The organism is Duganella sp. (assembly GCF_039595735.1).
In the GTDB taxonomy this organism is placed as follows: Bacteria; Pseudomonadota; Gammaproteobacteria; order Burkholderiales; family Burkholderiaceae_D; genus Rugamonas.
Window position 1 is genome coordinate 1 of the sequence record NZ_JBCNLB010000015.1, and the last position, 25,656, is coordinate 25,656.

Annotated in this window: 26 protein-coding genes and 1 other RNA gene; 11 read left to right on the plus strand and 16 right to left on the minus strand. The window is 61.7% G+C overall.

Going from position 1 to position 25,656, the window contains the following annotated elements:
• Positions 1-162: 162 nt before the first annotated feature.
• A complete protein-coding gene (locus ABDW57_RS20860; protein ID WP_343732082.1) occupies positions 163-1,161 on the minus strand; it encodes a hypothetical protein in 999 nt (332 codons plus the stop codon).
• Positions 1,158-1,544, minus strand: a complete 387-nt coding sequence (locus tag ABDW57_RS20865; RefSeq protein ID WP_343732083.1) for a hypothetical protein — start codon at positions 1,542-1,544, stop codon at positions 1,158-1,160. The genes ABDW57_RS20860 and ABDW57_RS20865 overlap by 4 nt, the downstream gene beginning before the upstream one ends.
• 111 nt (positions 1,545-1,655) lie before the next feature.
• Between ABDW57_RS20865 and ABDW57_RS20870 the strand changes: the two genes are divergently transcribed.
• The 3 genes from ABDW57_RS20870 to cdiI all read left to right on the plus strand — a co-directional run bounded on the left by ABDW57_RS20870 (position 1,656) and on the right by cdiI (position 3,928).
• Positions 1,656-2,315, plus strand: coding sequence for a recombinase family protein (locus ABDW57_RS20870; protein ID WP_343732084.1), 660 nt, complete (start codon positions 1,656-1,658; stop codon positions 2,313-2,315).
• Positions 2,316-3,026: 711 nt separating this feature from the next.
• Positions 3,027-3,521 carry a DUF2199 domain-containing protein gene (locus tag ABDW57_RS20875; RefSeq protein ID WP_343732085.1) on the plus strand — a complete coding sequence of 165 codons (495 nt, stop codon included), beginning with the start codon at positions 3,027-3,029 and terminating at the stop codon, positions 3,519-3,521.
• 56 nt (positions 3,522-3,577) lie between these two features.
• Entirely contained in the window at positions 3,578-3,928 is a 351-nt protein-coding gene (gene cdiI / locus ABDW57_RS20880; protein ID WP_343732086.1) for a ribonuclease toxin immunity protein CdiI, read from the plus strand.
• Positions 3,929-4,068: 140 nt separating this feature from the next.
• Here the strand turns inward: cdiI and ABDW57_RS20885 are convergent, their stop codons facing one another.
• The 3 genes from ABDW57_RS20885 to ABDW57_RS20895 form a co-directional block, all read right to left on the minus strand.
• The gene (locus tag ABDW57_RS20885; protein ID WP_343732087.1) at positions 4,069-5,706 is read right to left on the minus strand and encodes a site-specific integrase; all 1,638 of its coding nucleotides are present in this window, start codon (positions 5,704-5,706) and stop codon (positions 4,069-4,071) included.
• Between the two features lie 97 nt (positions 5,707-5,803).
• Positions 5,804-6,163, minus strand: a transfer-messenger RNA (tmRNA) gene (gene ssrA / locus ABDW57_RS20890).
• A gap of 172 nt (positions 6,164-6,335) precedes the next feature.
• Entirely contained in the window at positions 6,336-7,283 is a 948-nt protein-coding gene (locus ABDW57_RS20895) for a hypothetical protein (protein ID WP_343732088.1), read from the minus strand.
• On the opposite strand from ABDW57_RS20895, the gene ABDW57_RS20900 reads away from it, so the two are divergent.
• From ABDW57_RS20900 to ABDW57_RS20910, 3 genes are read left to right on the plus strand one after another with little or no spacing between them, the layout of a single operon-like run.
• A complete protein-coding gene (locus tag ABDW57_RS20900; RefSeq protein WP_343732089.1) occupies positions 7,263-7,907 on the plus strand; it encodes a TetR/AcrR family transcriptional regulator in 645 nt (214 codons plus the stop codon). The genes ABDW57_RS20895 and ABDW57_RS20900 overlap by 21 nt on opposite strands.
• Before the next feature lie 26 nt (positions 7,908-7,933).
• Positions 7,934-8,233, plus strand: a complete 300-nt coding sequence (locus ABDW57_RS20905) for an antibiotic biosynthesis monooxygenase family protein (RefSeq protein WP_343732090.1) — start codon at positions 7,934-7,936, stop codon at positions 8,231-8,233.
• A gap of 37 nt (positions 8,234-8,270) precedes the next feature.
• Entirely contained in the window at positions 8,271-8,573 is a 303-nt protein-coding gene (locus ABDW57_RS20910) for a hypothetical protein (RefSeq protein ID WP_343732091.1), read from the plus strand.
• A gap of 13 nt (positions 8,574-8,586) precedes the next feature.
• Here the strand turns inward: ABDW57_RS20910 and ABDW57_RS20915 are convergent, their stop codons facing one another.
• The 4 genes from ABDW57_RS20915 to ABDW57_RS20930 are packed head-to-tail and all read right to left on the minus strand — an operon-like array spanning position 8,587 to position 13,635.
• Complete coding sequence (locus ABDW57_RS20915; protein WP_343732092.1) at positions 8,587-10,887, minus strand: EAL domain-containing protein; 2,301 nt, start codon at positions 10,885-10,887, stop codon at positions 8,587-8,589.
• On the minus strand, positions 10,884-12,080 hold the full coding sequence (gene pncB, locus ABDW57_RS20920; RefSeq protein WP_343732093.1) for a nicotinate phosphoribosyltransferase: 1,197 nt from the start codon (positions 12,078-12,080) through the stop codon (positions 10,884-10,886). Before pncB ends, ABDW57_RS20915 begins: the two co-directional genes overlap by 4 nt.
• Positions 12,077-12,973, minus strand: coding sequence for a cysteine hydrolase (locus ABDW57_RS20925; protein WP_343732094.1), 897 nt, complete (start codon positions 12,971-12,973; stop codon positions 12,077-12,079). Before ABDW57_RS20925 ends, pncB begins: the two co-directional genes overlap by 4 nt.
• Before the next feature lie 50 nt (positions 12,974-13,023).
• Positions 13,024-13,635, minus strand: coding sequence for an FMN-dependent NADH-azoreductase (locus tag ABDW57_RS20930; RefSeq protein WP_343732095.1), 612 nt, complete (start codon positions 13,633-13,635; stop codon positions 13,024-13,026).
• A 101-nt stretch (positions 13,636-13,736) separates the two neighbouring features.
• On the opposite strand from ABDW57_RS20930, the gene ABDW57_RS20935 reads away from it, so the two are divergent.
• Positions 13,737-14,861, plus strand: coding sequence for a LysR family transcriptional regulator (locus ABDW57_RS20935; RefSeq protein ID WP_343732096.1), 1,125 nt, complete (start codon positions 13,737-13,739; stop codon positions 14,859-14,861).
• Here ABDW57_RS20935 and ABDW57_RS20940 read toward each other — a convergent pair.
• The 3 genes from ABDW57_RS20940 to ABDW57_RS20950 form a co-directional block, all read right to left on the minus strand.
• The gene (locus ABDW57_RS20940) at positions 14,839-15,147 is read right to left on the minus strand and encodes a MerR family transcriptional regulator (RefSeq protein WP_343732097.1); all 309 of its coding nucleotides are present in this window, start codon (positions 15,145-15,147) and stop codon (positions 14,839-14,841) included. The two genes, ABDW57_RS20935 and ABDW57_RS20940, sit on opposite strands and share 23 nt — an antisense overlap.
• Before the next feature lie 2 nt (positions 15,148-15,149).
• Entirely contained in the window at positions 15,150-16,088 is a 939-nt protein-coding gene (locus ABDW57_RS20945) for a DnaJ C-terminal domain-containing protein (RefSeq protein WP_343732098.1), read from the minus strand.
• Between the two features lie 63 nt (positions 16,089-16,151).
• Positions 16,152-16,466, minus strand: coding sequence for a beta/gamma crystallin-related protein (locus ABDW57_RS20950; protein ID WP_170304374.1), 315 nt, complete (start codon positions 16,464-16,466; stop codon positions 16,152-16,154).
• 93 nt (positions 16,467-16,559) lie between these two features.
• Here ABDW57_RS20950 and ABDW57_RS20955 point away from each other — a divergent pair, with 93 nt between their 5' ends.
• Positions 16,560-17,930 carry an MATE family efflux transporter gene (locus ABDW57_RS20955; protein ID WP_343732099.1) on the plus strand — a complete coding sequence of 457 codons (1,371 nt, stop codon included), beginning with the start codon at positions 16,560-16,562 and terminating at the stop codon, positions 17,928-17,930.
• Positions 17,931-18,010: 80 nt separating this feature from the next.
• On the plus strand, positions 18,011-20,218 hold the full coding sequence (locus tag ABDW57_RS20960; protein ID WP_343732100.1) for a S9 family peptidase: 2,208 nt from the start codon (positions 18,011-18,013) through the stop codon (positions 20,216-20,218).
• Positions 20,219-20,316: 98 nt separating this feature from the next.
• On the opposite strand, the gene ABDW57_RS20965 is transcribed toward ABDW57_RS20960, so the two are convergent.
• Both ABDW57_RS20965 and ABDW57_RS20970 read right to left on the minus strand, forming a co-directional pair.
• A complete protein-coding gene (locus tag ABDW57_RS20965) occupies positions 20,317-20,508 on the minus strand; it encodes a CsbD family protein (RefSeq protein ID WP_343732101.1) in 192 nt (63 codons plus the stop codon).
• A gap of 68 nt (positions 20,509-20,576) precedes the next feature.
• On the minus strand, positions 20,577-21,221 hold the full coding sequence (locus tag ABDW57_RS20970; protein ID WP_343732102.1) for a class I SAM-dependent methyltransferase: 645 nt from the start codon (positions 21,219-21,221) through the stop codon (positions 20,577-20,579).
• A 116-nt stretch (positions 21,222-21,337) separates the two neighbouring features.
• Between ABDW57_RS20970 and ABDW57_RS20975 the strand changes: the two genes are divergently transcribed.
• A complete protein-coding gene (locus ABDW57_RS20975) occupies positions 21,338-22,165 on the plus strand; it encodes an HDOD domain-containing protein (RefSeq protein WP_343732103.1) in 828 nt (275 codons plus the stop codon).
• Positions 22,166-22,311: 146 nt separating this feature from the next.
• Positions 22,312-22,590 carry a flagellar protein FliT gene (locus ABDW57_RS20980; RefSeq protein WP_343732104.1) on the plus strand — a complete coding sequence of 93 codons (279 nt, stop codon included), beginning with the start codon at positions 22,312-22,314 and terminating at the stop codon, positions 22,588-22,590.
• Positions 22,591-22,639: 49 nt separating this feature from the next.
• Here the strand turns inward: ABDW57_RS20980 and ABDW57_RS20985 are convergent, their stop codons facing one another.
• Together ABDW57_RS20985 and ABDW57_RS20990 are read right to left on the minus strand one after the other, a co-directional pair.
• Complete coding sequence (locus tag ABDW57_RS20985; RefSeq protein WP_343732105.1) at positions 22,640-23,845, minus strand: aminotransferase class I/II-fold pyridoxal phosphate-dependent enzyme; 1,206 nt, start codon at positions 23,843-23,845, stop codon at positions 22,640-22,642.
• Positions 23,846-23,939: 94 nt separating this feature from the next.
• Positions 23,940-25,649 (minus strand): LPXTG cell wall anchor domain-containing protein, encoded by a 1,710-nt coding sequence (locus ABDW57_RS20990; protein ID WP_343732106.1) that lies wholly within the window; start codon positions 25,647-25,649, stop codon positions 23,940-23,942.
• Positions 25,650-25,656 lie beyond the last annotated feature (7 nt).

Genomic DNA, 25,656 nt, shown 5'->3' on the forward strand with positions numbered 1-25,656 from the left:
CCGCAGAAATTACCCACGGCTGCCTGGATCAACCCGCCGACCATGGAGAAAAAGGCTGCCTGAAAACCGAGATTTAGACACTCACCAATTCAACAAGGTGTTTCAAATTCATTGACACGCTCCGGCCACCTTCCATGACACTCGTTTGCGTAATTTCCCATTCTAATTTCTGCAAATTTCCTTTCCGAACGCCGCAGTCAGATCGCGTAGTTTGTTGCGCGCGATCTGGTTCAGCTCCGGGTGCGCCTCAGTCATTCGCGAATGTTTCCTCGCTCGTGAATACTTAACTTCGCCGGTCTCCGGATCGACCTTACGGGTCTTCATTCGGCCCATTCCACGAGCTACGCATGTCAACCCGATGGCACAGGCCTGCTCCATCACCGAGCCAGGTGCTGCCACGAATGGTTTAAATCGCAGGAACTGCAAATGGTCTTTCGCAAAGGTCTCAAACTTTAGTTGCGCAAGATCATCTAGGCCGATGCGTTCAATCCCAGTGTGCTGGGCCAGCGCCTGGCGCGAGAGCGTCACCTCGGCGCGCGCGCGGTGCTGGGCAGGCGGAAGATGGCGCACCGTCGTTCCTTGCTTCGTCTTCACTTCATCAGTCGTCTTGAAGTAGACCCGCCACTGCAAATCAGCGCTGTTGTGACCAATCCGCATGGTCTTGGTTGGGTCTATGCGCGTTCCGTGCTTCCCGCCGCCCAGCACGTCCATGCGCTTCATATCAGGGGCATACAGGCGCGGGTTGCCGTCGTACGCGGCAATGCTTTCTTGAAGCTGTCGAGTCATTGCCAGCAAGTCGCCTTGCCCTTCCTTGCGCTGATAAAAATCCAACGCCAGCTCAATTCCATCAACGTAAGGCGGCTGAGCCATTGGGAACCGCCGCCCGAGTTCACCCATGATCCGGCGTAGCTCATGGATGCTGTTGGCGTGTTCATCGTGGAATCGGAGGGCGTAGGGAACGAGGTCACTGCCGGGGGCGCCTGCGCACGGCTTAACATGGATTCTTTTGCCTGGTGTCAGATTCAAGATCGCCGAGAGTTCTCTCTGAATCCACTGAAATTGCGTAGGGCCTTGAGGGGTCACGACGATGCTAATCCAGTCCACTACCGCATGGGCGCGGTAGATTGACAGGATCGTGGGCGTCTTGGGTGCGTCCGTCACGACTTGCCTGCACCCGTATCGCGGCTAAACTCTTCCAGCAGCGGCAGCGGTTCAGGCCGGAGATGAGCCTGCATGAATACCGCAACCTGCTCATCAGTAGCGCCATTTTCTTTCATCAATTCACAGCGACGCATTACGCCAACGTAGCGATCGAGAACCGGCTCCAGCAGCGCGCTTAGTACCGCGCTCGCAGAGACCCCGTTGTGTTCAGCGGTTTGCTGGACATAATCCAAGTGCAAGCCCTCCAGCTGCAACTGAAACACTTTGACGCCCGCAGCCTTCTTACGCTCACGACTGCGTCGCGCCCGCTCGGTGCTGGTCATGGGTGCATCGCCGGCAAGTGGGCGACCGATCTTGGTAGGTTTGGTGAGATTGGTTGTCATGCGGAAATTATAACATCCTTTCGCTGCATGCAGCAAAACGATGCGTCCTGATGTATACTGTGTCATATGTAAATGGTCATTTAGAAATGACACGAATCAGGGGGGGGAGATATGAAAAAGGCAATCATCTATCGTCGGGTCAGCACTACCGAGCAAAGCAAGAGCGGGCTGGGTCTGGACGGTCAGTTGGCTACGCTTGAGCGATTCTGCGCCACTGAGGGGTTTGAGATCGTTGACGGCTTCGTGGACGTCGCAAGCGGCAAGCTTGCCGTGGACGATCGTCCTGGCCTTGCCGGTGCGCTTGATGCTGCGCGCCGCCTCGGTTGCCCAGTCATCGTGGCAAAGCTGGACCGCCTGAGCCGTGACGTTGCCTTTATCTCAGGTCTGATGGCTCGTCGGGTGCAGTTCATAGTAGCGGAGCTTGGCGCTGATGTTGACCCGTTCGTGCTGCACCTGTATGCCACGCTGGCAGAGAAAGAGCGCCGCCTGATCTCCGAACGCACAAAGGCCGCGCTGGCGGTCAGGAAGGCTTCCGGCGTGGTCTTGGGTAACAGGACCAACCTATCGGACGCGCAGGCGAAGGGGCGCGAGGCGCGGCAGCAGGCCTCCGTCGAGTTCGCGAAGAAGATGATGGGCCACCTGGGCAACCTGCGCGAAGGCATGAGCCTGAAAGCGATTGCCGCCCACCTGAACCAAATGGGCGTGCCGACGATCCGTGGCGGGAAGTGGACGGCGAAGGCAGTTAGCCGGATTCAACAATGGGCGGCCTGATCTGTACTAGCTCAGACTTGACCTGACACTAGGTGTCAGATGAGTTAGAGTTCTGAAAGACCGTTACTAGGAGCTTCCGTTGAGTTTTTGCCGTTCGCTCCTTTAACCCCTTATTTGCTGTTGCACCAATTAACGTAGGAAGAAACGACTCATCATGCTCGGCAAATTGTTTGGCCTTAAAAGGCTTCCAGTCGCTAAGGGAGTGCACATATATTTCTCTTCGGCCGGGATAGTAGTCGCTGCGTTACACCAGAATCTTTCGGGAATACTGTTCGAGCAAAAAGGGGCGCGGTACATCGAGGGCCAACCGGATGCCGCGCAACTTGGTGCTGCATTTCGAGAAGCCTTTGACCTCTTCTCTGTCGAAGACCGAGACCTAAGTAGTGCGACTAAAGCCCAGTGGCCAGCGTTCTTAGCTTCGAAGCTTAGTTCAGTAAAACGCTTTGAGAGTTCGTATCGCTTCATGAGCTGCATGAGCGTGAACTCTTCGAACAGTGTCGTGCGAGCCGCGACTGCGCATCCGACGGCAAATGGCGTTGAGCTATCGGTGTCGTTCAATCCTTTCCTGGCACCACAGATAGTGGGAGAGGAGCTTTTGAAACTTGTATCTGTTGCTGTTGCGGTATAAGGATTGCGCCGCTGTTGACGGCCAGTAGCCAACGCTCTCAAAATTTTCGAGCGCCGAATGTTTTATAAGGAATTTCAAAAATAATGTTTGCTTTCAAATGTACCTCTTGCGGCGAAGTTCATGAAGGCATGCCTAGCTTCGGTGCGCATGCACCTCTTAGCTACTATGAGGTTCCGAAGGAGGAGCGCGAGAAACGGTGCCATTTGGGAACTGATGACTGCGTAATAGACGATGAGTTTTTCTTCGTTCGGGGATGTTTGGAAATTCCCGTTATCGGTGAAACAGAGCCGTTCAGTTGGGGCGTTTGGGTGTCGCTTAGCGAGGCCAGTTACCTTGAATGGATAAAGTGCTATGAGTGGGATAAGCGGTCACACATAGGCCCTTTCTTTGGCTGGCTGAACGCCTGGATAAAACCATATCCGGACACGATTAGCTTGAAGACCAACGTGCACCTACGGGACGATGGCATCCGGCCATTCATTGAGTTGCAATCTACTGACCATCCACTTGCAATTGAACAAAGAGCGGGCATCACAGTTGATAGGGTAGCCGAACTCTATGCCCAGATGATGCACTAAGCAGTCAAGTAGCGGCCAACACCTGAAATTGAACACGACCAAGCGAGCACAAAGACATGAAAGATGTTCCGTTCCCGATTTCCAATTGGCGCGCGGACCCACATTGGATGGTAAAGAGCTTTTTCAACTACGTTTGCGAACAAGGGGCTTTGATTCACGCTCTCGAAGCCATCTCCAACAGACAGGGGTACGCGTATAACGAAGAATATTGCTTTTTCCCTGATCTTAACGACCCAGACCCCAGTTTTCACTTTGACGGTGTGGCATTTGGGGTTTCTGATGAAGAGGTAGTCATCACTGAAGCCCAGTGTTGGGAGTACACCAGAAAAGCGGCTCTGTTCTGGATGGAGCGTAACAAGGAAGACGCTGTTACCGTTAAGGGTATATTACTGCGTGTCCCCCATTGAGTTGTAGTCAAGGTCCGCAACGGCGAGGGTGCTGCCGGTCGTTCGTCAGACACCCTGTGTCAGGTCAAGTATGAGCTAGTTCACCTGATCCGGCAACCAGCGCCAGCCACCAGGCGGGCGCTTTGCCTGGGGGGGGCTACCTACTTGCGCTTCGATCTGGCGGCAAGGGATCGCTCTAGCGCCGCCAATGTCGGCGCACGCTGCGCCAATGCCGCATAGTCGATCACTCCGTCAAAGTCCAGCGCGGCAACAGCGGCTAGCTTGTCATGCACGCTGTAGTCGTTCTGGATATCGCCGTAATCGTCGTGGGTGTCCTCCGATGCACTGTGGCCGACGACTACCATACGCAACTCCTTCGGCACTTTCGCGGAACGCATACGACCGACCGCGCCGTGTCGGAAACTATGAAATACCAACTCCGGGTCAGTCAGCTTAATTCTGTCGCAGTAGCGCCCGAACTGCTTGGATGCTGGCTGGCCAGGCCCGTCGCGGCCGCCCACCAGGTCGGGGAAGAGACGCGTATGCCCCGCCGTCCGGAGCGCATCAGCATAGGCAAGAAGGCCCAGCGCAACGAGTCGCGCATGAATTGGCACGATGCGCCGCCCCGCATCGGTCTTGATGGTCTTCGCCCTTGCTGCGGCTTCCGGCTCCTCTTCCGGGTCGGGACTGTCTGTCACGTTAAAGCACGGAATCCCGTCGAGCGTTACAAGGTCAGAAAGCTCTAGCTGCGCGATCTCGTTGATGCGCATCCCGGTGTGCGCCCCAATCAGCGGAAGCCAGAACATGTACGGACTGGCTTGGGTGCTCCTCCCGAGCGTCGCAGGATTAAACACCATGCGCAGTTCGTCGTCAGTGAACGCCCGCCGCGTCTTGGCTACTTTTTTCTTCTTGTTAACCTTGACTCTTGCGAGCAACTGAAACGGCGGCTCGCTGCCCTCGCGGTCGAACGCCCACCACAGGAATCCATTTGTGCGCCGCGCCGACTGCTTCGCATTTTGTAAGCTGATGGGCTTCAGGTTGAGGAGCAGCATTTCGTCAATTGACAAGCCGCGACACGCGGCCAGTTTATTGCTGTTGACCGGTAGTTTAACGATTATGTCGTCATACCTGTTCCGATCCTGAATGCCGAGCGCGTGCAAAGGCTTGTCGCCGACAATCTTGATGAATGTGATGATAGCGGCGCGATATGCCTCCAGTGATTTATCGTTGGGTCGCTGAGACGGTGGGAAGCTGTCCAGATAGGCATCAACATACGATGATACGACTGGAGTGTCTTTCACGGTAGCACGCGGAACCTGCCCACTAGCGCCAGCAACACCCACTGCCTGTAAAAACTCAACCTGCGCGTTTATTCGGTCTTCCGGCCTGTCGTCCGGTTCTGGGATCAGGCGCAACTTGGGGCGCATGAACTCATCCAGGTGTATCTCGGTGATGAGGTCGAGCCGGACGCCGTCTTGCTTCGAATCTGTGCAGCCGGTGCTGCTCCCAGGTTGAGGCGAGTCCGGACCGCCAAAGATGCCCCAATCCTCGCCATAAGGCCCTGAGGCCGTTTTCTTCTGTTCTGACATATCTGACTTGCGTAGCCGTTGAAAAGCGCGCTTGGCGGCCTGCGAGAGTGCTTGCGCGGCTGGCACTGCCTCTCGCACGCTCGCGGTTCGTAGGCTGCGGTAAATTTCACAAGAGGCGAAATGATGGCGGAGGTCAGGCGGGATTGCAATGCGGAAGTGCAGGGTGCCCGACCTGCTGCGGTGGAGGTGTGAAGGTAGCTTGATTGCCATTTCTTGTCCGACTTGGGGTGCTGACTTGGGGTTCCAGGCCAAATCGGACAGGCGAAAAAGAAAAAGCCGTTGACGAATCAACGGCTTAGGTGTTTTTTGGTGGAGACGGCGGGAATCGAACCCGCGTCCGCAAGCACTCCACAGACAGTTCTACATACTTAGCATTATCATTTAATTTAACCTGTACGGCACGGATATGCACGTTACGGACAGGCGATTCACCTTAGATTTAACGCTGCTCCAAGTGACCCGTTGCAGCGCGATTCCCTGTAAATGACTCCTTAGCTTTTAACGGCCCGCCCCAGGGAAGAAGCGTTTAGGAGCTAACAGCCCTTAGGCTGCCAGTGCGTACGAGTTATCGTTTGCAGTTATTGATTTCTGGGTGTATTTACGAGGTAACCAGGCCTCGGTATGCCCTGCTCTGCTTTGCAACCCACGTCGAAACCAGGTCGTCCCCACAGACTTCCTATTTTACCGCACTTTGTGCGCCCCCGCCATGCACGTCAAACGCCGGTCATATTCGGGCGTTATGATGCTCACAGTTCTCACATGGAACGACCATTTAGCGCTCCTCGTGGGCGGCTACTACCGGCGCCGGCGGTCGGGAAATATACCGGCACCAACACTCTCTACGGCAGCTTGATCAGCAGGCCGGCAATGCCCAGCAGGCTGGCTGCGATCAGGCCGACCAGCCAGCGGAACTGGATGTCGCTGTGATCCATGCGCTTGCTGCTTTCGCGGAACAACGTGTCGATACGCACGGTGGTTTCCCGGGTTAGCGCATCGATGCGAGCCGTTGTCTCCCTGTGAGTTTCCGAGATCTTGGCGTCCACCAGACGAAAATTGTCGGCAATTCGCGTGTCGACCGCACGGAGGTTGTCGATAGTTTCCTTGCGAGAGTCGGCAATTTTGGCTTCCACCAGACGGAAGTTGTCAGCAATTCGCGCGTCGACCGCGCGGAGGTTGTCAATAGTTTCTTCGCGGGAGTCGGCAATTTTAGCTTCCACCAGACGGAAGTTATCGTGGGTTTCTTTCCGCGAGTCGGCAATTTTAGCTTCCACCAGACGGAAGTTATCGTTGGTTTCCTTGCGCGAGTCGGTGATTTTGGCTTCGACGGCCTTGAAATTATCCTGCGTCTCCCTTCTGAATTCGCTGATCCGGGCTTCAACCTGTTTGAGATTGTCCTGCGCTTCCCGTCGCGTCCCGCTAATCTTGGCCTCTACCAGACGGAAGTTGTCGAGCGCCTCTTGGCGCGAGTCGGCAATCCGGGCGTTGACTTCGTCGAGCCGGCCGCCCAGGTCGCGCCGGAGTATGTCAATTGCGGTGTCCATTTCTTCATCCTCCGCAGCACGATTGAGGTTGTCAAGCTGAGCCGGTGCGTTCATGGTCGTCTCCTCGGTCATACCGCCGAGCTTAGGCCTGCAACCCTGCTGCTTGATGATCTGGCTCAAACGTGCGCTGTTGTTGCGCCGCAGCACACGGCTGAGCTGTTTGGTGAAATCATGCCAGCCCTGCATTAGAATGGCAGTGTCATCAATCCAGCTACCGACCTCGCCATGCACGATGCCGCTGTCCAAGCTGTGCCCCCGCCAAAGAAACGCGGCCGCCCGCAAAAGGGTGAAGGCGGCGGCCTGCGCGCCGAGTTGATTGAGAAATCCGCCGAGTTGTTCCGCACCAAGGGCTACGACAACACCACCGTGCGCGATATCGCTGCCGCCACCGGCATCCAGGCCGGCAGCTGGTTTTATCATTTCAAGACCAAGCAGGACATCCTGGCCGCCATCATGGAACAAGGCCTGCAGCACGCGTTGGCCGAGATCGAGGCGATCGCCGCCCAGCCGCTGGCGCCCAGCGCCATGTTGCAACGCCTGGTCGAACAGCACTTGCACGCCCTGCTCGCGCCCGACCACCATTTCATCGCCGTGCTGCTGTACGAATGGCGCTCGCTGGACGAGGCCTCGCGCGCCCGCATCGGCGCCCTCAAGGACCGCTACGAAGCCATCTGGGAGCGCGCAATTGCTGCTCTGCACCATTCGGGCGACTGGAGCATGCCGTCGCAATTCGACCGTCTGCTGGTGTTTGGCGCCCTGAACTGGACGGTGCAGTGGTACAAGCCAGGCAACGGCGCCGATGTGCAGGAGCTGGCGCAACAGGCCATGCGCTTCATCCTGCGCACGCCGGCCGCAGTTGAGGCACAATAGAGCATCGCCCACTGTCAGGAATGTCCATGATTTACGAGATCGCCGAGCTGTACATCAAGCCCGAAGCCCACGACGCCTTCCAGGCCGCCGTCACCGAAGCTGTGCCGATTTTCAAGGCCGCCAAGGGTTGCCTGTCGATGCGCCTCGACCGCGATATCGAAACCCCGGACACGTATCACCTGGTCATCCAATGGCAGACGCTGGAAAACCACACGGTGGATTTCCGCGGCAGCAGCGGTTTCCAGGACTGGCGTGGGCTGGTCGGCAGCTATTTTGCGCTGCCGCCGAAGGTAGAGCATTTCCACACCGTGGTGGCCGGCTTTTGAGCGCCGCCACGCACATGTGTCTCAGCAGGAGGCCATCATGACCCGCAGCATCCATCGCAACTTCGAGCAGGTGGCGGACGCCGAAAACGCCCGCAGCGCCCTGCTGTCCAGCGGTTTCCCGCAATCGAGCGTGAAACTGACCAAGCACACCACGCTGCCGCCCAACGTGGCGACCAGTACGGTCGGCAACCTGCTCGATGCCCTCACCCCGGGCGGCCCGGCGGCCGCGGCGGCAGCACGCCAGCGCAGCGGCGCCATGCTGACCGTCGATATTTACGATGACGACGAACGCGACAAGGCCGACTCCATCATGGGCGGCTATGGCGCGCGCGAGGCCTGATGCACGCTGCCGCTTAATCGGCCAGGGCAGCCTCGTCGTCATCGGCGCGGCAGGCCTCGCCCTGGCTGAACTGGCGCTGCAGCCAACCGCCGGCATCCGCCACGGTCAGCGGCCGCGCGTAGTAATACCCCTGTAACACGTGACATCCGGCGTCACGCGCGGCGATCGCTTGCTCCAGCGTTTCGATGCCCTCGGCTACCACCTGCAAGTCCAGCGCGCCGGCCAGCTGGCAGATTGCCGTCACCACCGCCACCGCATCGGCTGCCGGCAGCGGCGCAATCAGGCCGCGGTCGATCTTGAGGGTGTTCAGCGGCAGCTCGCGCAGCATGCTGAGCGAGGAGAAGCCGGTGCCGAAATCATCCATCGCTACTTCGATGCCCAGCGCGCGCAACTGCTGCAGCTGGCTTTGCGTATCTTCCAGGTTTTCCACCGCCGCGCTCTCGGTGATTTCCAGCGTCAGGCAATGTGCCGGGATGCCGGTCTCGCGCAAGATCCGCTGCACCAGCTGCGGGAAGCCCTTGTTCAGCAGCTGCATCGGTGACACGTTGACCGCCACTGGCACGCAGCCGCCCAGTTCGCGGCGCCAGGCGGCAATCTGGCGGCAGGCCTGCTCCAGGAACATGGCACCCAGCTCCGGGATCTGCCCTGTGCGCTCGGCAATGGCGATGAATTCCACCGGGCTCACCATGCCGATGCCGGGCCGCTGCCAGCGCGCCAGCGCTTCAAAGCCCAGCAGCTTGCCGCTGACGGCGTCGAGCTTGGGCTGGTAATCGAGATACAGTTCCTGGTTGCGAATCCCCTTGCGCAGCGCCTGCTCGTTCTCCAGCGCGGTGCTCGACATCTGCGCGAAGCGGCGCTCGGCCATCGACAGCGCGGTGCCGGGAATGCGCTTGGCCTGGTACATGGCGGCGTTGGCCGCGCGCAGCAGTGCCTCCGCATCCACCGCGTGGTCGGGGAAGATGGCCAGGCCCATCGACGCGTCGATCACGTATTCGCCGCCGGCCAGCCGCACCGGACGGCCACAGGCCTGCTGCAGGCGCGCAGCCAGCTCGCGCGGATCGCCGCCTTCCGGATCGACAATCGCAAACTCGTCGCCGCCCAGCCGCATCATCTCGGCGCGCGCGCCCAGCACCTCGCGCAGTTGCGCGGCAAAAGCTTTCAGCAATTGATCGCCAGCCACCAGGCCCTGGCTCTGGTTGAACAGCTTGAAGCGGTCGATGTTCAGCACCACCAGCGTGCACGGCGGCGAGCCATCGGTCAGATAGCAGTATTCGTTCAGGCGCTGCATCAGCACCGCGCGGTTGGGCAGGCCGGTCAGCTTGTCGTGGGTGGCCTGGTGCAGCAGTTCGCGCGCGTTGGCGTTGCGCTCGGTGTCGTCGGTGATCAGGATCTGCGTGGCCGGCAAGCCGTCCCATTCCACCCGCCACGCCTCGAAGCGCAGGTCCAGCTCCCGCCCGTCCGCCACCTGACGCCGCCCCTCCCAGTTGGCGACCTCGGTCTGGCCGCTCTGGATCTGCTCGTGATAACGCTGCAGCAGCTGGGCGTTGAAGGCGGCCGGCGGCAGGTCGGCAAAAGCGATATGCTCATCGATACCAAGCGGCATGCCATAAATGCGCCGCACCGCCGGATTGGCGTACAGGATGCGCGCGCCATCGGTCACCACCACGCCTTGCAGCGAGTGTTCGGTCAGCAGCTGGAAACGGGTGGCCATCTTGCCGGCATCGCGCAGCGCGCCATCCAGTGCCGACAGCATGAACACCGCGCCGATCAGCGCCCGCAGCATGACGGCAAAGATGATGTTGGGCGCCAGCCCCTGCTCGCCGTAGACGATCAGCAGCAGCTGGTTCAGGCCCAGTGCAATCACCAGCGGGCCGACCAGCCGCACGCCGGTGCCGGTGCGCCACAGCCACTGCATGGCCAGCACGCCCATGATCAGCAGCACAGTCATATTAAACAGCGGCCAGTACAACAGCTTGTCGTCGCCGCGCGGCAGCACCAAGGCGGCCAGCGCCAGCGCGATGATCAGCGCGGCCGCGCCCTGCGGCAGACGGCGGCCGGACAGCTGCATCACGCCGGAGGCCAGGAACAGCAGGTTGGGGATCGCCCCCAGCACCACCAGCGGCACGCCCAGCACTTGCCACGGCGACGGCGCGGCGGTGGCCACCAGATAGCCGAACGGCAGCAGCGCGGTGAACATAGTGGAGCAGCCCATGTCGCGCGCAAACGTTTGGGCGCGGTGGCGCCGCCACACCAGCAGCAACACCAGGCCGATCACCAGGTACATCCCGGTGCTGATCAGATACAGATAATTCATGCGGCAGCCGGATGGTTGAACACCTGGCGCAGGTAAGCCAGGAAGGTTTCGTCCCTGCACACGGTCTTGCCGGGTGAATCGGACAGCTTGGCCACCGACTGGCCGTTGCAGCACACCAGCTTCATCACGATGTTGAGCGGCGCCAGGCCAACATCATTAGTCAGGTGGGTGCCGATGCCAAAGCCGGTCATGATGCGGTCGGCAAAATGGCGGTACAGGGCGATCGCGCTGTCGAGCTTCAGGCCGTCCGAGAACACCAGGCGCTTGGTGCTGGGGTCGATGCGCAGCGCGGCATAGTGCGCGATGGCTTTCTCGCCCCACACCACCGGATCGCCGGAATCGTGGCGCAGGCCGTCGAACAGCTTGGCGAAGTACAGATCGAAGTCATCCAGGAAGGCATCCATGCCCACCACGTCGGTCAGCGCCACGCCGAGGTCGCCGCGGTATTCCTGCACCCACGCCTCCAGTGACGCCTTCTGGAAATCGCGCAGGCGCACGCCGAAGGCCTGGAACGACTGCATGTATTCATGCGCCATGGTGCCAATCGGGATCAGGTCGAACTTCATGGCCTGGTAGACGTTGGAGGTACCCTTGAAATACTCCGGCACTTCGCGCGCCAGGCGCTGCACCACTTCGTCGTGCCAGGCGCCGGAAAAGCGGCGGCGCGTGCCAAAATCGGAAAACTCGAACGGGAAACGGCGCGCCGGCTCGGCGCTGAAGGCTTTCAGCGCGGCGATCTTGGCGCCCAGCCGCTGGCGCCCTTCAGCCAGCGCGGCGGCCTGGTCGAAACGGCGGAAGTACAACTCGTTGACGATGTACAGCACGTAGATTTCAAACCCCATCACGTGCACCTGCGGGCCGCTGGCGTGGATCACCAGCGTGTCGCCGGCGGTCCGCACCTCGATGAACTTGCGCTGGAAGCGGAACACGGTGAGGAAGTCGACAAAGTCGCTTTTCATGTACCGCAGCGCGCGCAGGTAATTGAGCTCCTCGTCACGGAAGCTCATCGAGCACAGGTGATCGAGTTCGCGCTCGACCTCCCCGCACAGCTCGGCCAGCGGGAACGCCGGCGTGTTCCGGCAGACGAATTCGTATTCGGTATGCGAGTTGGGATGACCGTGCAGCAGCGCCTGCCACATGGTGAATTTGTACAGGTCCGTCTCCAGCAGACTACGGACAATCGGCTGATTCATGCACTCTCCACGCTGCGGCTGGCATTGTCCAGCAGTTCCGGCAACACATCAGCCGATTGCATCAGCTGCACGCCGCGTGCCTGCATGGCTAGCAGGAAGCCCTGGTATTGCTTCTCGAAGCCGCTCACCGGACTGATGCAGTCGGTGATCAGCACCAGCTTGCGCAGCGCGCCGGCGCCATATTCCTGCGCAACGTAGTCGGCAATGTGCTCCACCGTGGCTTTGACGCAATGGCTGCCGGCCTCGCCGGCCACGTAGATGCGGTCGGCTTCGGCCAGCGTGCGCACGAATTTGACGTTGAACTGGGTGTCGGGATCATCGGCATCCGGCACCTCGGCCTGCACCGCGGAATAATGCTCGGTCCACGGATTGGAACCCTTGGCCAGCTTGGCGACGATGCCCAGCGAAGCTTCTTCCCAATGGCTGTAGGCGGCGCGCACGTCGGCGTGGACGTTGTGGCCCCAGCTGCCGATCTCGCAATGCACCGGCCACACCATCAGCTTGTAGCGGCCGGCCGCTTCCAGGCGGTCAAGGTAATTCAGCGCCAGCGGCAGGGCGGCCGGATGACGCGGCAGGTAGGTTTGCGCGCGCACATCGGCAGCGGTGATTTCCGTGAACGGCGCGACCGGCGCGCCATCAGCGGCAATCCAGAAGGTGGGGTGGGCAATGTCGAAACGGTGATGGGAATCGAGCGTGACGCTCATGGCCGTCAGGCCGGCGCGGCCGCGGTTGATCAGGCCGGCCAGGCGCAGCATGTCCTGGTGCGCGCCGGGCACCGGCAGGGATGGCGCCAGCGGCTGGCGGCTGACCGGATCCAGCGGGCGGTAGTTTTCCGGCAGGTCGCAAAAATCGTTTTGCGGGTCTATCATCAAAAGATGCAGATTCCGTTTCATGGGGGCTCCATTGCTGTAAGCCCCCATGATACCGCACGGCGCGGGAATTGCTAGGCGGCAATCGCCTCGATTTGCGCGCGGCTCTTGGCCAGGGCGGTGGCCACGGCCTCTTCGCCCATCGCCACGCCTTCCGCCACCACGAAGGTGACGTCGGTCATGCCCAGGAAGCCCAGCACCGAACGCAGGTAGGTGGTGGTATGGTCGTAAGCGGCTGCCGGGCCTTCGCTGTAGGCGCCGCCGGTGGCCACGAACACGATCACTTTCTTGCCGGTGACCAGGCCTTCCGGGCCGCTGGCGCCGTACTTGAAGGTGCGGCCGGCGCGGGCGACGTGGTCGATCCAGGCTTTCAGGCCCGAGGTGACCGAGAAGTTGTACATCGGCGCGCCGATGACGAGGGTGTCGGCAGCCAGCAGTTCATCCACCAGGGTGTCCGAGGTCTTGATGGTGAAAGCTTGCTCGGCGTTGCGCTGCTCGGCCGGGGTGAAATAGGCGCCCAGCATTTGCTCGGTCAGGTGCGGCACCGGGCTGGTGGCCAGGTCGCGGGTCACCACGGTGGTGGCCGGGTCGGCCGCTTTCAGTTTGGCGATGAATTCCGCGCCCAGTTGGCGGGTCAGGGAACCAGTGCTGCGCACGCTGCTGTCGATGTGAAGTACTTTTGCCATGATGCGGTGTCCTTTCGGTGAGGGAATGGCTGCATCATAAAGCGATTATAATATCGACGAAATGCGGTTTATTTCTATTTTACTTATCGATAAATTCGATCATGAGAGATCCCGGCCTGCCCTCCCTCGACCAGCTGCGCGTGTTCATTGCCGTCATTGACCATGGCGGCTTTGCCCATGCGGCGCGCGCCCTGCACCGCACCCAGTCGGTCATCAGTTACACGATTGCCAATCTTGAAGAACAGCTCAACGTCGCCCTGCTCGACCGCAGCAAGCGCAAGCCGACCCTGACCGAAGCCGGCAAAGCCCTGCTGGCCGACGCCCGCGCCGTGTCGCTCAAAGTGGACGGCATGCGCGCCCGCGCCAAGGCGCTGTCGGCCGGACTGGAGGCGGAGGTATCGCTGGTGGTGGACGTGATGTTCTCGACCTGCAAACTGGTGCGCATCCTGCACGCCTTCCAGAAGGAATTCCCGACCGTCTCCATGCGTTTGCGCACCGAGGCGCTGGGCGCCGTCACGCAACTGGTGATGGACGGCACCTGCCGCATCGGCATCAGCGGCTGGATGCCCGGCACGCCGGACGTGATCGAGCGCCAGGCCTGCGGCTTCGTCACCATGGTGCCGGTGGTAGCGCCCGACCATCCGCTGGCGCAGATCGACGGCATCGTGCCCAGCGCCATCCTGCGCGAGCACACCCAGCTGGTGCTGACCGACCGCAGCACGCTGACGCAAGGCCAGGACTTTGGCGTGCTGGCCCTGCGCGACTGGCGCCTGGGCGACCTCAGCTCCAAGCACGCGCTGCTGCGCAACGGCATCGGCTGGGGCAATATGCCGCTGGAATTCGTGCAATGGGATCTGGACGCGGGCCGCCTGGTGCAGTTGCAGATTGCCGAGGGCAGCTCGTTCAGCTTCCCGCTGTACGTGATCCACCGCGGCGACGAGGAGCCGGGGCCGGCCACGCGCTGGCTGATGCAGCAATTCCTCGATCTGGCGCTGCAGGGCGAACCGACGCCGCTGACCGAGCGCGAACAAGCCGAGCTGGCCGCCCACGCGGCGCAACTGGCGGCGCAGCCGCCGCACGGCTACCACGCGCTGAGCGAGTGCGCGCAGGCCGCAGCAATCAGCGAGACGCCGGCGGTCAGCAAGACGCGGCGGCCGCGGCCGCCGGTGGCTGAAGCGCCAGCCGGGGTGGCGGCGGCGCCGCCTATTTCACTCCGGCCGCGTTGAGCTTGCCGCGCAGGCGGCGGATTTCTTCCGACAGATCAACCACCAGCGCGGCCACGTCGTCATTGGCCTCGAAGTCGCGCTCGATCTGGCACAGGCGGCGCGCCCGCACCAGGTCGGCGCTGGTGAAGCGCCAGCCGGCGGTATGATCCGGCGCATCGTTCAGCAAAATGCCGGTGCGCACATGCTGCACCACCCACTCCGGCTCCACCGCGCAGGCCTGCGCCAGTTCCTCCAGCGTCAGCGCGGCATCGTCGACCACCACCGCCGTCAAGATCGCTTGTCCCATGTTCATCCTCCCGCGCGCGGATTGAAGGCCATCTCGCGCGCCATCGTTTGATACAGTTCGCGCTGCTTGTCGGTGGTGGCCGGCGGCAGCACCACTTCCAGCAGCAGATACAGGTCGCCGGCTTCCTTGCCGGGAATGCCGCGGCCGCGCAGACGCAGCTTGCGTCCGCTTTGCGAACCGGCCGGCACCGTTACATTGACCTTGCCCGAAGGCGTGGTCACCTCAATCTCGCCGCCCAGCGCCATTTCCCACGGCGCCACCGGCACTGTCTGATACACATCGCGGCCATCGACGCGGTAGCGCGCATGCGGGCGGAACTGGATTTCCAGATACAGGTCGCCCGGCCCGGCCGCGCCCGGCTGGCCCTGTCCCGACAAGCGCAACTGCTGGCCGGCCGTCACGCCCTTTGGAATATTGACGCTGAGATTGCGCTCGCGCGTGACGATGCGGTCTTGCGCGTCGCGCTCGGCCACCATCAGGCTGATGGTGCGGGTCGCGCCCTGGTAGCTGTCGGCCAGATCGATGGTGATGCTGGCGTGGCTGTCCTCGCCGCGCTGCGGCGCCTGCTGGCGCCGGCGTCCGCCGCCCAGATTGGCAAACAGATCGGCAAAGAAATCGCTGCCCATCGGATCGGCGCCACCGAAGCCGCCCGCGCCGCCGTTACCGCCGCCAAAGCCACGGCCCCAGTCCGGCGGCGGCCGGAATTCCTGGCCGGCGCGGTATTGCTGGCCGCGTCCGAGGTCGTCGTAAGCGGCGCGCTTTTCCGCGTCGCCCAGCACGCCGTAGGCTTCATTGATTTCCTGGGTTTTCTTCTGGGCGTCGGCTTCCTTGCTGACGTCCGGATGGTATTTGCGGACCAGCTTGCGGTAAGCCTTCTTGATTTCCTCGTCGCTGGCCGTCTTGGCCACGCCCAGGGTCTGGTAGTAATCCTTGTATTCCACGTTTGCACACTCCCGTATGGCTGCACCGTCAGTCTAGCGAAAATTGCGCAAGCACGTGGTTCGCTACTTCACTTTCTTGGGCTCCACTTCGCGCACTGACGAAATCATATTGTCGAATCCTTTCAGCTCGCCGTACTCGCCTTCCTTGAGCACCATGCATTTGCCCTTGTAATGCTTTTCCGCGCACACCTCCCACGAGCCCTTGTGCACCACCACGCTGGAGGTCTTGTCGTTGAAGCCCTGCAGATCCAGGTCCGGCGCCGCCTCGTGCAGCGTGATGGCCGGTCCGCCCAGATGTTCGCGCGTGTACAGCGTGATGTCACCTGCCCAGACGACAGGGCTGGCACAGAGTAGAAAAGCGGCAAGGATACGGGGCATGGAGCATCTCCAGAGGGCTGAGCACGCATCATAACGCGCAAAACTGTTAGCAACACAGTAAAATTGTGCGTTTCTGTAACGCACTTTCCGCCCATGCCGCATACCTTTACCCTGCCCAATATCCGCCGTGAAATCGCCTCCCTGTGGATGCTGGCGTGGCCGGTGCTGATCGGCCAACTGGCCAATGTCGGCATGGGCGTGGCCGACGTCGCCATGACTGGCCACACCAGCGCCGATGAACTGGCGGCGGTGTCGCTCGGCGCCTCGGTGTGGGGCATCATTCTGGTCACGGTGACCGGCATCATGATGGCGGTGAACAGCATCGTCGCCCACGACGTCGGCGCCGGCGCGCTGGACAAGGTGCCGCACACGGTGCGCCAGGCGCTGTGGAGCGGACTGGGCGTCGGGCTGGTAGCCGCGTTGCTGGCCAACCTGGCCACGCTGGTGTTTGACCACCTGTATCTGACGCCGCACGTGCAGCATCAGGCGTCGCTGTTCGTGCACATCATCAGCATCGGCCTGGTGCCGCTGGCGGCCTACCGCGCGCTGTACGGCTACAGCACCTCGATTAACGAAACCAAGCCGGTGATGGTGATTGCCATTCTCGGCCTGGTCTTCAACGTGTTCGTCAACTGGCTGCTGGTGTTTGGCAACTGGGGCTTCCCGGCCCTCGGCGGCGTCGGCTGCGCGGTGGCGACCGGCTTGTGCATGTGGCTGATGCTGGGCGCCATGCTGGTGTGGATCCGCTTTGCGCCGGCGTACCGCGCCACCTATCCGTTCACGCATTGGGAGTGGCCGCACTGGCCGGAGATCCGCTCGACCCTGCGCCTCGGCTTGCCGATCGGCGTGACCTATTTTGCCGAGGTCAGCGCGTTTGGCGCGGTCAGCCTGCTGGTGGCGCGCTATGGCGTGGTGGAAGTGTCGGCGCACCAGATCGCCTTGAATTTCAGTTCACTTACTTTCATGGTGCCGCTCAGTTTTGGCATCGCGCTGATCACCCGCGTCGGCCAGTCGATGGGCGAAGGGGACGCGGTGCGCGCGCGCTTTGTGGCCTGGGTCGGCGTTGGCATGGCGCTGGCGTTCGGCGTGCTGTCGGCGGTGCTGATGGTGGCGTTCCGCCACCAGATATCGGCCGCCTACACGTCCGATCTGGCGGTGCAGGCCCTGTGCGCCTATCTGCTGGTGTTTGCCGCGCTGTTCCAGCTGTCGGACGCCACGCAGGTGGCGACCTCCAGCGCGATTCGCGGCTACAAGGTCACGCGCCAGCCGATGCAGATCCAGCTGCTGGCGTTCTGGGGCTTTGCGCTGCCGCTCGGCTGCTGGCTGGGCCTCGGCCATGACATGGCGGCGGCCGGCTTCTGGATCGGGCTGTGCATCGGCCTGACAGTGGCGGCCGTGCTGCTGAGCTGGGCGCTGCACCGGCTGGCACAGCAGCGGGTGGCCGAAGGAAAAACGGTTTTCTAGCCTGGATTCAGAATCTTGCCGTCTGGGCACGGCCGTGTGCGTCTGGTATCGTCTCGGATTCAGCCTAACAGAGAGACACCATGCGCTTCATACTTTGCTTCCTGGCCTTGCTGGCCGGCGCCAACGCCCACGCGGAAAAACTCACGCTCGACCGCATCCATAGCGATCCGTCGCTGAGCGGTCCCGGCGTGCGCAGCCTGAAAGTGTCGCCGGACGGCGCCCGCGTCACCTTCCTGCGCGGCCGCGAAGACAACCAGTTCCAGATGGACCTGTGGGAATACAACCTCAAGGACAAGACCACGCACCGCCTGGTCGATTCCAAGAGCCTGGTGCCGGAAGAGAATCTGTCCGATGCCGAGAAGGCGCGCCGCGAGCGTGAGCGCATCGCCAGCCTGAAAGGCATTCTGAGCTACAGCTGGTCGCCGGACGGCAAGCGCCTGCTGGTGCCGATCGCCGGCAATCTGTATCTGATCGACGTGGCCAGGCCGGATCAGGCGCGCATGGTCGCTTCCGGCAATGTGTTCGATCCGAAGATTTCACCGCAAGGCCGCTACGTCTCCTTCGTGCGCGACCAGAACCTGTTCGTGATCGATCTGTCGACCGGCAAGGAAAAGCAGCTGACCACCGACGGCAAAGGCGTCATCCACAACGGCGAGGCCGAGTTCATCGCGCAGGAAGAAATGGGCCAGACCACCGGCTACTACTGGGCGCCGGACGATTCCGCCATCGCCTACAAGCGCTACGATGAAACGCCAGTGCCGGTGGTGCGCCGTTTTGAAATTTTTGCCGACCGTACCGAAGTGGTCGAGCAGCGCTACCCCGCCGCTGGCGATCCTAACGTGCTGGTGGAGCTGAAGATCGTTTCGCCAGTCACCGGCGACATCCGCGACGTCGCGCTGGGCGCAGAAAAAGATATTTACCTGGTGCGCGCTGACTGGAGCAGCAACAGCAAAGCCCTGCTGTTCCAGCGCCAGTCGCGCGATCAGAAGAAACTGGAACTGATCTCGGTCGATGCCGCCACGCTGGCGCAGAAAGTCCTGATCACTGAGACCTCGCCCACCTGGGTCAGCATCTTTGACGACCTGCGTTTCCTGTCGGACAACAAGGGCTTCGTCTGGTCGTCGGAACGCAGCGGCCGCAAGCACTTGTACCTGTACGACATGAACGGCAAGCTCAAGCACGCCATCACGTCCGGCGAATGGGGCATCGACCGCCTGCTGGCACTGGATGAAAAGAACGGCCGCGTGTACGTGCAATCGAACCGCGATGCCGTGGTCGACAGCCAGACCTATGTGCTCAAACTGGACGGCAGCACCGCCGACAAGCCAACCCGCGTCACGCAAGGCGATGGCTGGCACGACTCGGCCTTCGCGCGCAATGGCGAAGTGTTTGTCGATACCTTTTCCAACCCGGACACGCCGCCGCAAGTGAGCATCCGTCGTCCGGACGGCAGCATGATCCAGTGGCTGGAGCATAACGAACTGAACGCCAGCCACCCGTACGGCAAATATCTGGACGCGCACCTGAAGACCGAGTACGGCACGCTGAAGGCCAAGGATGGCCAGACGCTGTACTACTCCATCATCAAGCCAAGCGGCTTCGATTCGGGCAAGAAGTATCCGGTTTACCTGTCGACTTACGGCGGCCCGCATTCGCAGCACGTGTCGCGCAAGTGGGGCAACTTCTTTGACCAGTATATGGCGCAGCAAGGCTTTGTGGTCTGGCGTCTGGATAACCGCGGTTCGTTCCGCCGCGAGCGCGCATTCACCGACGCCAATTACCATCAGTTGGGCCGCGTGGAAGTGGAAGACCAGTTGACCGGCATCGAGTGGCTCGGCAAGCAAAGCTTCGTCGACGCCAAGCGCATCGGCGTGTTCGGCTGGAGCTACGGTGGCTTCATGACCTTGCGCCTGCTGGCGGAAGCGTCGGACAAGATCGCCATGGGTGTGTCGGTGGCGCCGGTGACTGACTGGTCGCTGTACGACACCCACTACACCGAGCAGTTCATGGGCACGCCGAAAGAGAACGCGGCCGGCTATGAATACAGCGGCGTGTACTCGCATCTGGATGGTTTGAAATCGCCGCTGCTGCTGATGCACGGCATGGCTGATGACAATGTGCTGTTCACCAACACCACGCGCATGATCGACGCGCTGGTGAAGCGCAATGTGCACTTTGAGCTGATGACTTATCCGGGCGGCAAACACGGCATCTCAGGCCGCGCGCCGCAGCGCCATGTGTATGGCAATATCGAGGCGTTCTTCAAGAAAAATCTGAAGCCTGAGTAAACACCCCGTCGTCCCGGCGCAGGCCGGGATCCATAGAAAGCATGCAGCAACTCAGCGCAAACGTTCCATGGGTCCCGGCCTGCGCCGGGACGACAGGCTTAGTTGCGGTTGCCTTTGACGATATCTTCAGCGGCTTCCTTGGCGTCGCCATAGCCTTTCTGGATTTTGCCTTCAGCCTGTTTGTTCAGGCCTTTGGCTTGCTGCTCCGAGCTGCCTACCAGCTTGCCAGCTTCTTCCTGGATTTTGCCGCCGACTTCCTTGACTTTACCTTTGACTTGATCCTTGTTCATGATGAACTCCTTCTTAGCTAAAGGACACGCAGCCCAGCGCTGCGTGCATGAACACCACTATAGGCCGCTCATGGTCGAGCTTCCGTGCGGTTCCGTACGCAACGCCAAACACTGGCCAGCCATGGCTGCTGATTGCGCGGCAAACCCTCCGGCCGGTAGTAGTGGCGGATCGGCGTAAAGCCGGCATCGGTCAGGTATCGCTCCCACGTTGCATAATCGTAGTAACTGCCGTAGCGCGGGCCGTTCCAGCCTTCGCGGTTATCGCCGCGCGGATTGGAACTGAACAGCACGCCCCCGGTCTTGAGCGCGTCATGCAGATCGCGCAGCACCTTCGGCAGCGCGGCGCTGGGTACGTGAAACAATGAAGCATTGGCGTAGATGCCATCGAAGTGCTGCGCCGGCAAATCCAGATGCACGAAATCCTGCTGCCACACTTCGCAGCCGCTGAACGCGCGGGCCATTTCGACAAAGCGCGCCGAACCATCGATACCGACCGGTTCGTGCCCCATCGCCTTGAATGCCTTCAAATCCCGTCCCGGCCCGCAGCCCAGATCCAGCAAGCGATACGGCGCCGGCGCTTCGATCGCTTCCAGCAACGCCGCAATATTCTGGCTCACATCATGATCGATGGTGCCAGCGAAGAACTGCTCGGCATTGCGCTCGTAATGCCGCAACGTGGTTTGGGTAATTTCATCTATCTGTTTTTGTTCCATGGCGCCAGTGTACCCCGACACAGAAAAGCGACGCTTCCCCGTAAATCTCTTCTATCATTCGAGGAATCCCTATATAGTTAGCCTACAGCAACGCGCTAATCACCGAGGAGATAAATATGAAACTTGATGCCCTGTTCCAGAATCCAACTGCGTTGCCCACTGCGCCCAAGGTCGTAGAAGAGCTGATCAGCAGTTTCGACAAGGCCAGCGTCTCGACCGAAGAGATCGCGAAAAAATTGTCGACGGACCCGGTACTGAGCGCCAAGCTGCTGCGCCTGGCCAACTCGGCCTACTATCATGTCTCGCGCAGCATCGGCACCGTGGAAGATGCCGTGCTGATGCTCGGTTTCGTCACTGTGCGCACGCTGGTCATCAGCTCCGGTCTGGTGAGCGGCTTTAAGACCGTGCCCGGCCTTGACCTGAAGCAATTCTGGAAGTACAGCCTGCACACCGCTGTTTCGGCCAAGTGGATTGCCAAGAAAACCAAGGAAAACACCGACCTTGCCTTTACCATCGGCATGATGCACGCCATCGGCCAGCTGGTGATCCATTCGGCGGCGCCGGAACAGGCCATGGCGCTCGATAAAGTCGCCGGTCCGCTGGATTCGCGCCGTCTGGACGCCGAACAGGCATCGCTGGGCTACACCTTTGCCGATGTCGGCGCCGAACTGGCCAAGCGCTGGAAATTCCCGCACACCTTCTCGGAAACCATCTCGGCCTTCCCTGAGCCGCACCACAACGGCGAACTGAACCGCCTGGCCGCTGTGGTGGCCCTGGCCGCCTGGCGCGCACGCGTGGCGCAGGCCGAGCTGAACGACGACGAAATCGCCGCCTGCTACCCGGTCGATCTGGCCGAAGAACTGGGCCTGGAAGACAATGCCCTGATCGACGACATGCCGCCGCCGGACGAACTGAGCGCCGGCCTGGAAGAGCTGGTCAAGTAAGCATTGATCTTTCGTCATCAAAATCCGCCTGTTTTGCCGCAGGCGGATTTTTTTTCGATTTTTTTTCAGAAAACCCTAAAGTTCCCGTTTAAGGCGACGTTAATCAGGACATGCGGTAATCCGCTTTAACTTAGCCAGGTGGGAATATGACCTCTTCCGAAGTCCTCTCGATGTACGAAAACATTGCCGGTTTGACCAATCAAATGGCGGCCGCTGCACGCATGGGAGATCTGGACCGCCTGGGCAAGCTGGAAACCGAATGCGCAACCGAGTCGCGCGCCATCAGCACCGGTGTGCCAGCCCTGAGCGGCGCGCAACGCCTGCGCAAGATCGACTTGCTGAAGCAAATCCTGGCCAACGACCGCGAAATCCGCGACGCCACCGATCCCTGGATGAACAGCATCCCAGGCATGGCCCGTCAATAAACGGACCGGCCCGGAAATCAAGCAAGCGCCTCCTTCGAGGCGCTTTTTTTTATGCTTCCAGCGCCACGCGCAGTGACAGGGCGATGCCTTGCGCCGCTTTGTTGATCTCGTCCAGCGACGGGAAGCTTGGGGCAATGCGGATGTGACGGTCTTTCGGATCGACGCCATAGGGGAAGGCGGCGCCGGCCGGGGTCAGGGTGATGCCGGCTTCCTTGGCCAGCGCCACGGTGCGCTTGGCAGCGCCGTCCGGGGTGATCAGGTCGATGAAGTAGCCGCCTTCCGGACGGGTCCACGCGACGCCTGGCACATCGCCCAGATAGGCCTGGAACTGTTCCAGCACCGCATCAAACTTTGGCTTCAGCAGCTGGCGATGTTTTTCCATCAACGCTTCCACGGTCGGCAGGTCCTTCAGGAAACGCACGTGGCGCAGCTGGTTGATTTTGTCCGGGCCGATGCTGCGCAGGCCGGCGTGTTTGGTCCACCAGGCGATATTGGCCGGCGACGCCGCCAGCGCCGCCACACCCGAACCCGCCCAGCTCACCTTGGAGGACGAGGCGAACACGATCGCGCGGTCCGGATTGCCGGCTTTGGCGCAGGCTTCCAGGATATTCGCCACGGCCAGCTTCTGCTCGCCCAGATGGTGGAAGCGATAGGCGTCGTCCCACATCAGGCGGAAATCCGGGGCTGCGGTTTTCATCGCGGCCAGGCGTTGTACCACGGCATCCGAATACACCACACCGCCCGGATTGCTGTACTTCGGCACGATCCACATGCCTTTGATGCTGGCGTCTTCCGCCACCAGTTTTTCCACCAGATCCATGTCCGGACCTTGCTCATTCATCGGGATATTGATCATCTTGATGCCGCGCGCTTCGCAGATGGCGAAGTGGCGGTCGTAACCGGGCACCGGGCACAGGAAGGTCACCGGATTCTGCACCCACGGCGCATGGCCTGGCACGCCGTTCAGCAGGCTGTAGATAATCACGTCATGCATCAGGGACAGGCTGGAGCTGCTGTCCACCACCACTTGCGCGGCTGGCACATCCAGCAACTGCGCGAACAGCGCGCGCGCTTCCGGCAGGCCGATGGTGCCGCCGTAATTGCGGGCGTCGGTGCCGTCGGCGGCGGTGTAGCCGTCCAGCGCCGCAGTCAGCGCGTTGGACAGGTCCAGTTGTTCCGGCGCGGGCTTGCCGCGCGACATATCGAGTTTGAGGCCGAGTTGTTTGAAGGCTTGGTACTGTGCTTGGTAGCTCATGAGGAAGGGGTTGGTTGATGTGAAAAAAATACTATACCCCAGATCGCCTGCACCAATTTAGAGCTTGCAGCTATATGCTTATGCGCTCACCGCATTACGAGGCTGACGACGCCGGTTCCGGCACCGGCTTGAATTCCTCTTCCGGCTCCTCGACCTTCTTCTTGCGGAAGCCTTGCCAGATCTTCAGCGGCCCTTTGCCGGCTTTTTTCTTACGCCACAGAACGAAGCCGCCGCCCAGCAGCGCCAGCAGGCCGGCGCCGCCGGCGATCAGCGGCAAGCTGCTGCTGGTTTGCTCGGCGGGCTTGTCCTTTTCCTTCTTGTACTTCAGCTTGGGCAGCACGCGCACCTGCTTGGTCGGCACGGATGCCGATGCCGCGGATGCCGCCGCGCTGGCCGCTGTTTCACTGGCCGCCACCTTCGCCGCGTGCATCTCGGTCTCGCCCTGCGCTGCCATGCTGGCCGACAACTGCCCTGCGGCCGCGCCCTTCCCGCCGCCGGCCGCGCCAGCGGCGCTGTCGGCCGATGCCTTGCCTTGACCAGTGCCCGAGGCCGCCTGCTTTTCGGCTGCGGCAGGCGCAGCGGCAGATGCCGCAGGCTTGGCCCCATCAGACGTCGCACTGGCCGCCCCCGGCCTGGCCGCGGCGGCGGCAAGCATCGCGCCGGGTGCCGCCTTCGCGGTGGCCGCACTGGCCGGGCCTTCGCCGTGCCCCGCCGCAGGCGCCGCGCCTTTGGCCGCTGGTGCAGCGCCGCCGAGCGCGCCCTGCAGCGCCTTCAGCTTGCCTTCCAGCTCGGTCAACTTGGAGGAAATCTCGGTATTGTGATTATCGAGCGCTACGCACTCCTTGGCAGTGATGCCGCCCGCCGGGCAGGAGGCCGACGCTGGCCGCTTGACGCCCTTCGGCAGCGGCAGCGGCGCCAGCGGCAACAAAGCCTGCGACACGCCCACCGGCACCTCGGCCGATTCTTCCCTGGCAGATGGTTTGATCGGCTTGCCATCCGGCGACACCAGCACGCCAGCAATCCGCCGCGCCTGCGCGGCAGCCTTCACCTCGCCCGGCACGCCAGTTTCGGCCTCGTGCACAGACGGCAACGGCGCCGGCTTGCTGCGGTCGCGCGCCGGCGCAGCCGCCCCGGCCACACCACCAGCACCGCCCGTGCCGGCAGCCGGCGCACTCGCCGGCGCCGCCCCAGCCGTGCCTGCGCCAGTCCGGGCCGCAGTTGCGCCTGACGCGTCTGCCGCAACTGCCCCAGCGGCTGCCCCGGCCGCAACCGCAGCCGGTTTGCCGGCCGCCTGGCTGGCCGCCGCCCGGGCCGCCCGCGCCTGCGCAGCAATCTGCTCCGCCTGCGCCGGCGTCATCGCGCTGGCCAGCGGCACCGCCGGTGCCGCTGGCGCAACCGCCACCGGTGGCGGCGGATTCGGATCGCGCTGCAGCCACACCGTCGCCAGACGCACCTCCTGCTTGCCGGGCACGCCCAGCTCCACATACAAATGCAGATAATCCGCCTCCACCGGCCGCGTGGTGGCCACATGCAACACCGGCTTGCCGCCGCGCCGCTCCACCTGCATGCGGACCGACGCCAGCGCCGGATTCATGCTCACATTGGCGCCGCGATACACATCCTGCGCCGCCAGACGCACCTGCAAGCCATTCACCTCCTCCGGCGTCAGCGACACCAGATCGATATCCACCGCCAGCGGCTGGCCGATATACGAGCGCGGCACAATATCGCCCAGCTCGGCCGCCTGCACAGCGCCAGCCAAGACCAGGGCGACTATCGAAGTAGTGAAATGCTTGTACTGCATCGTGTTT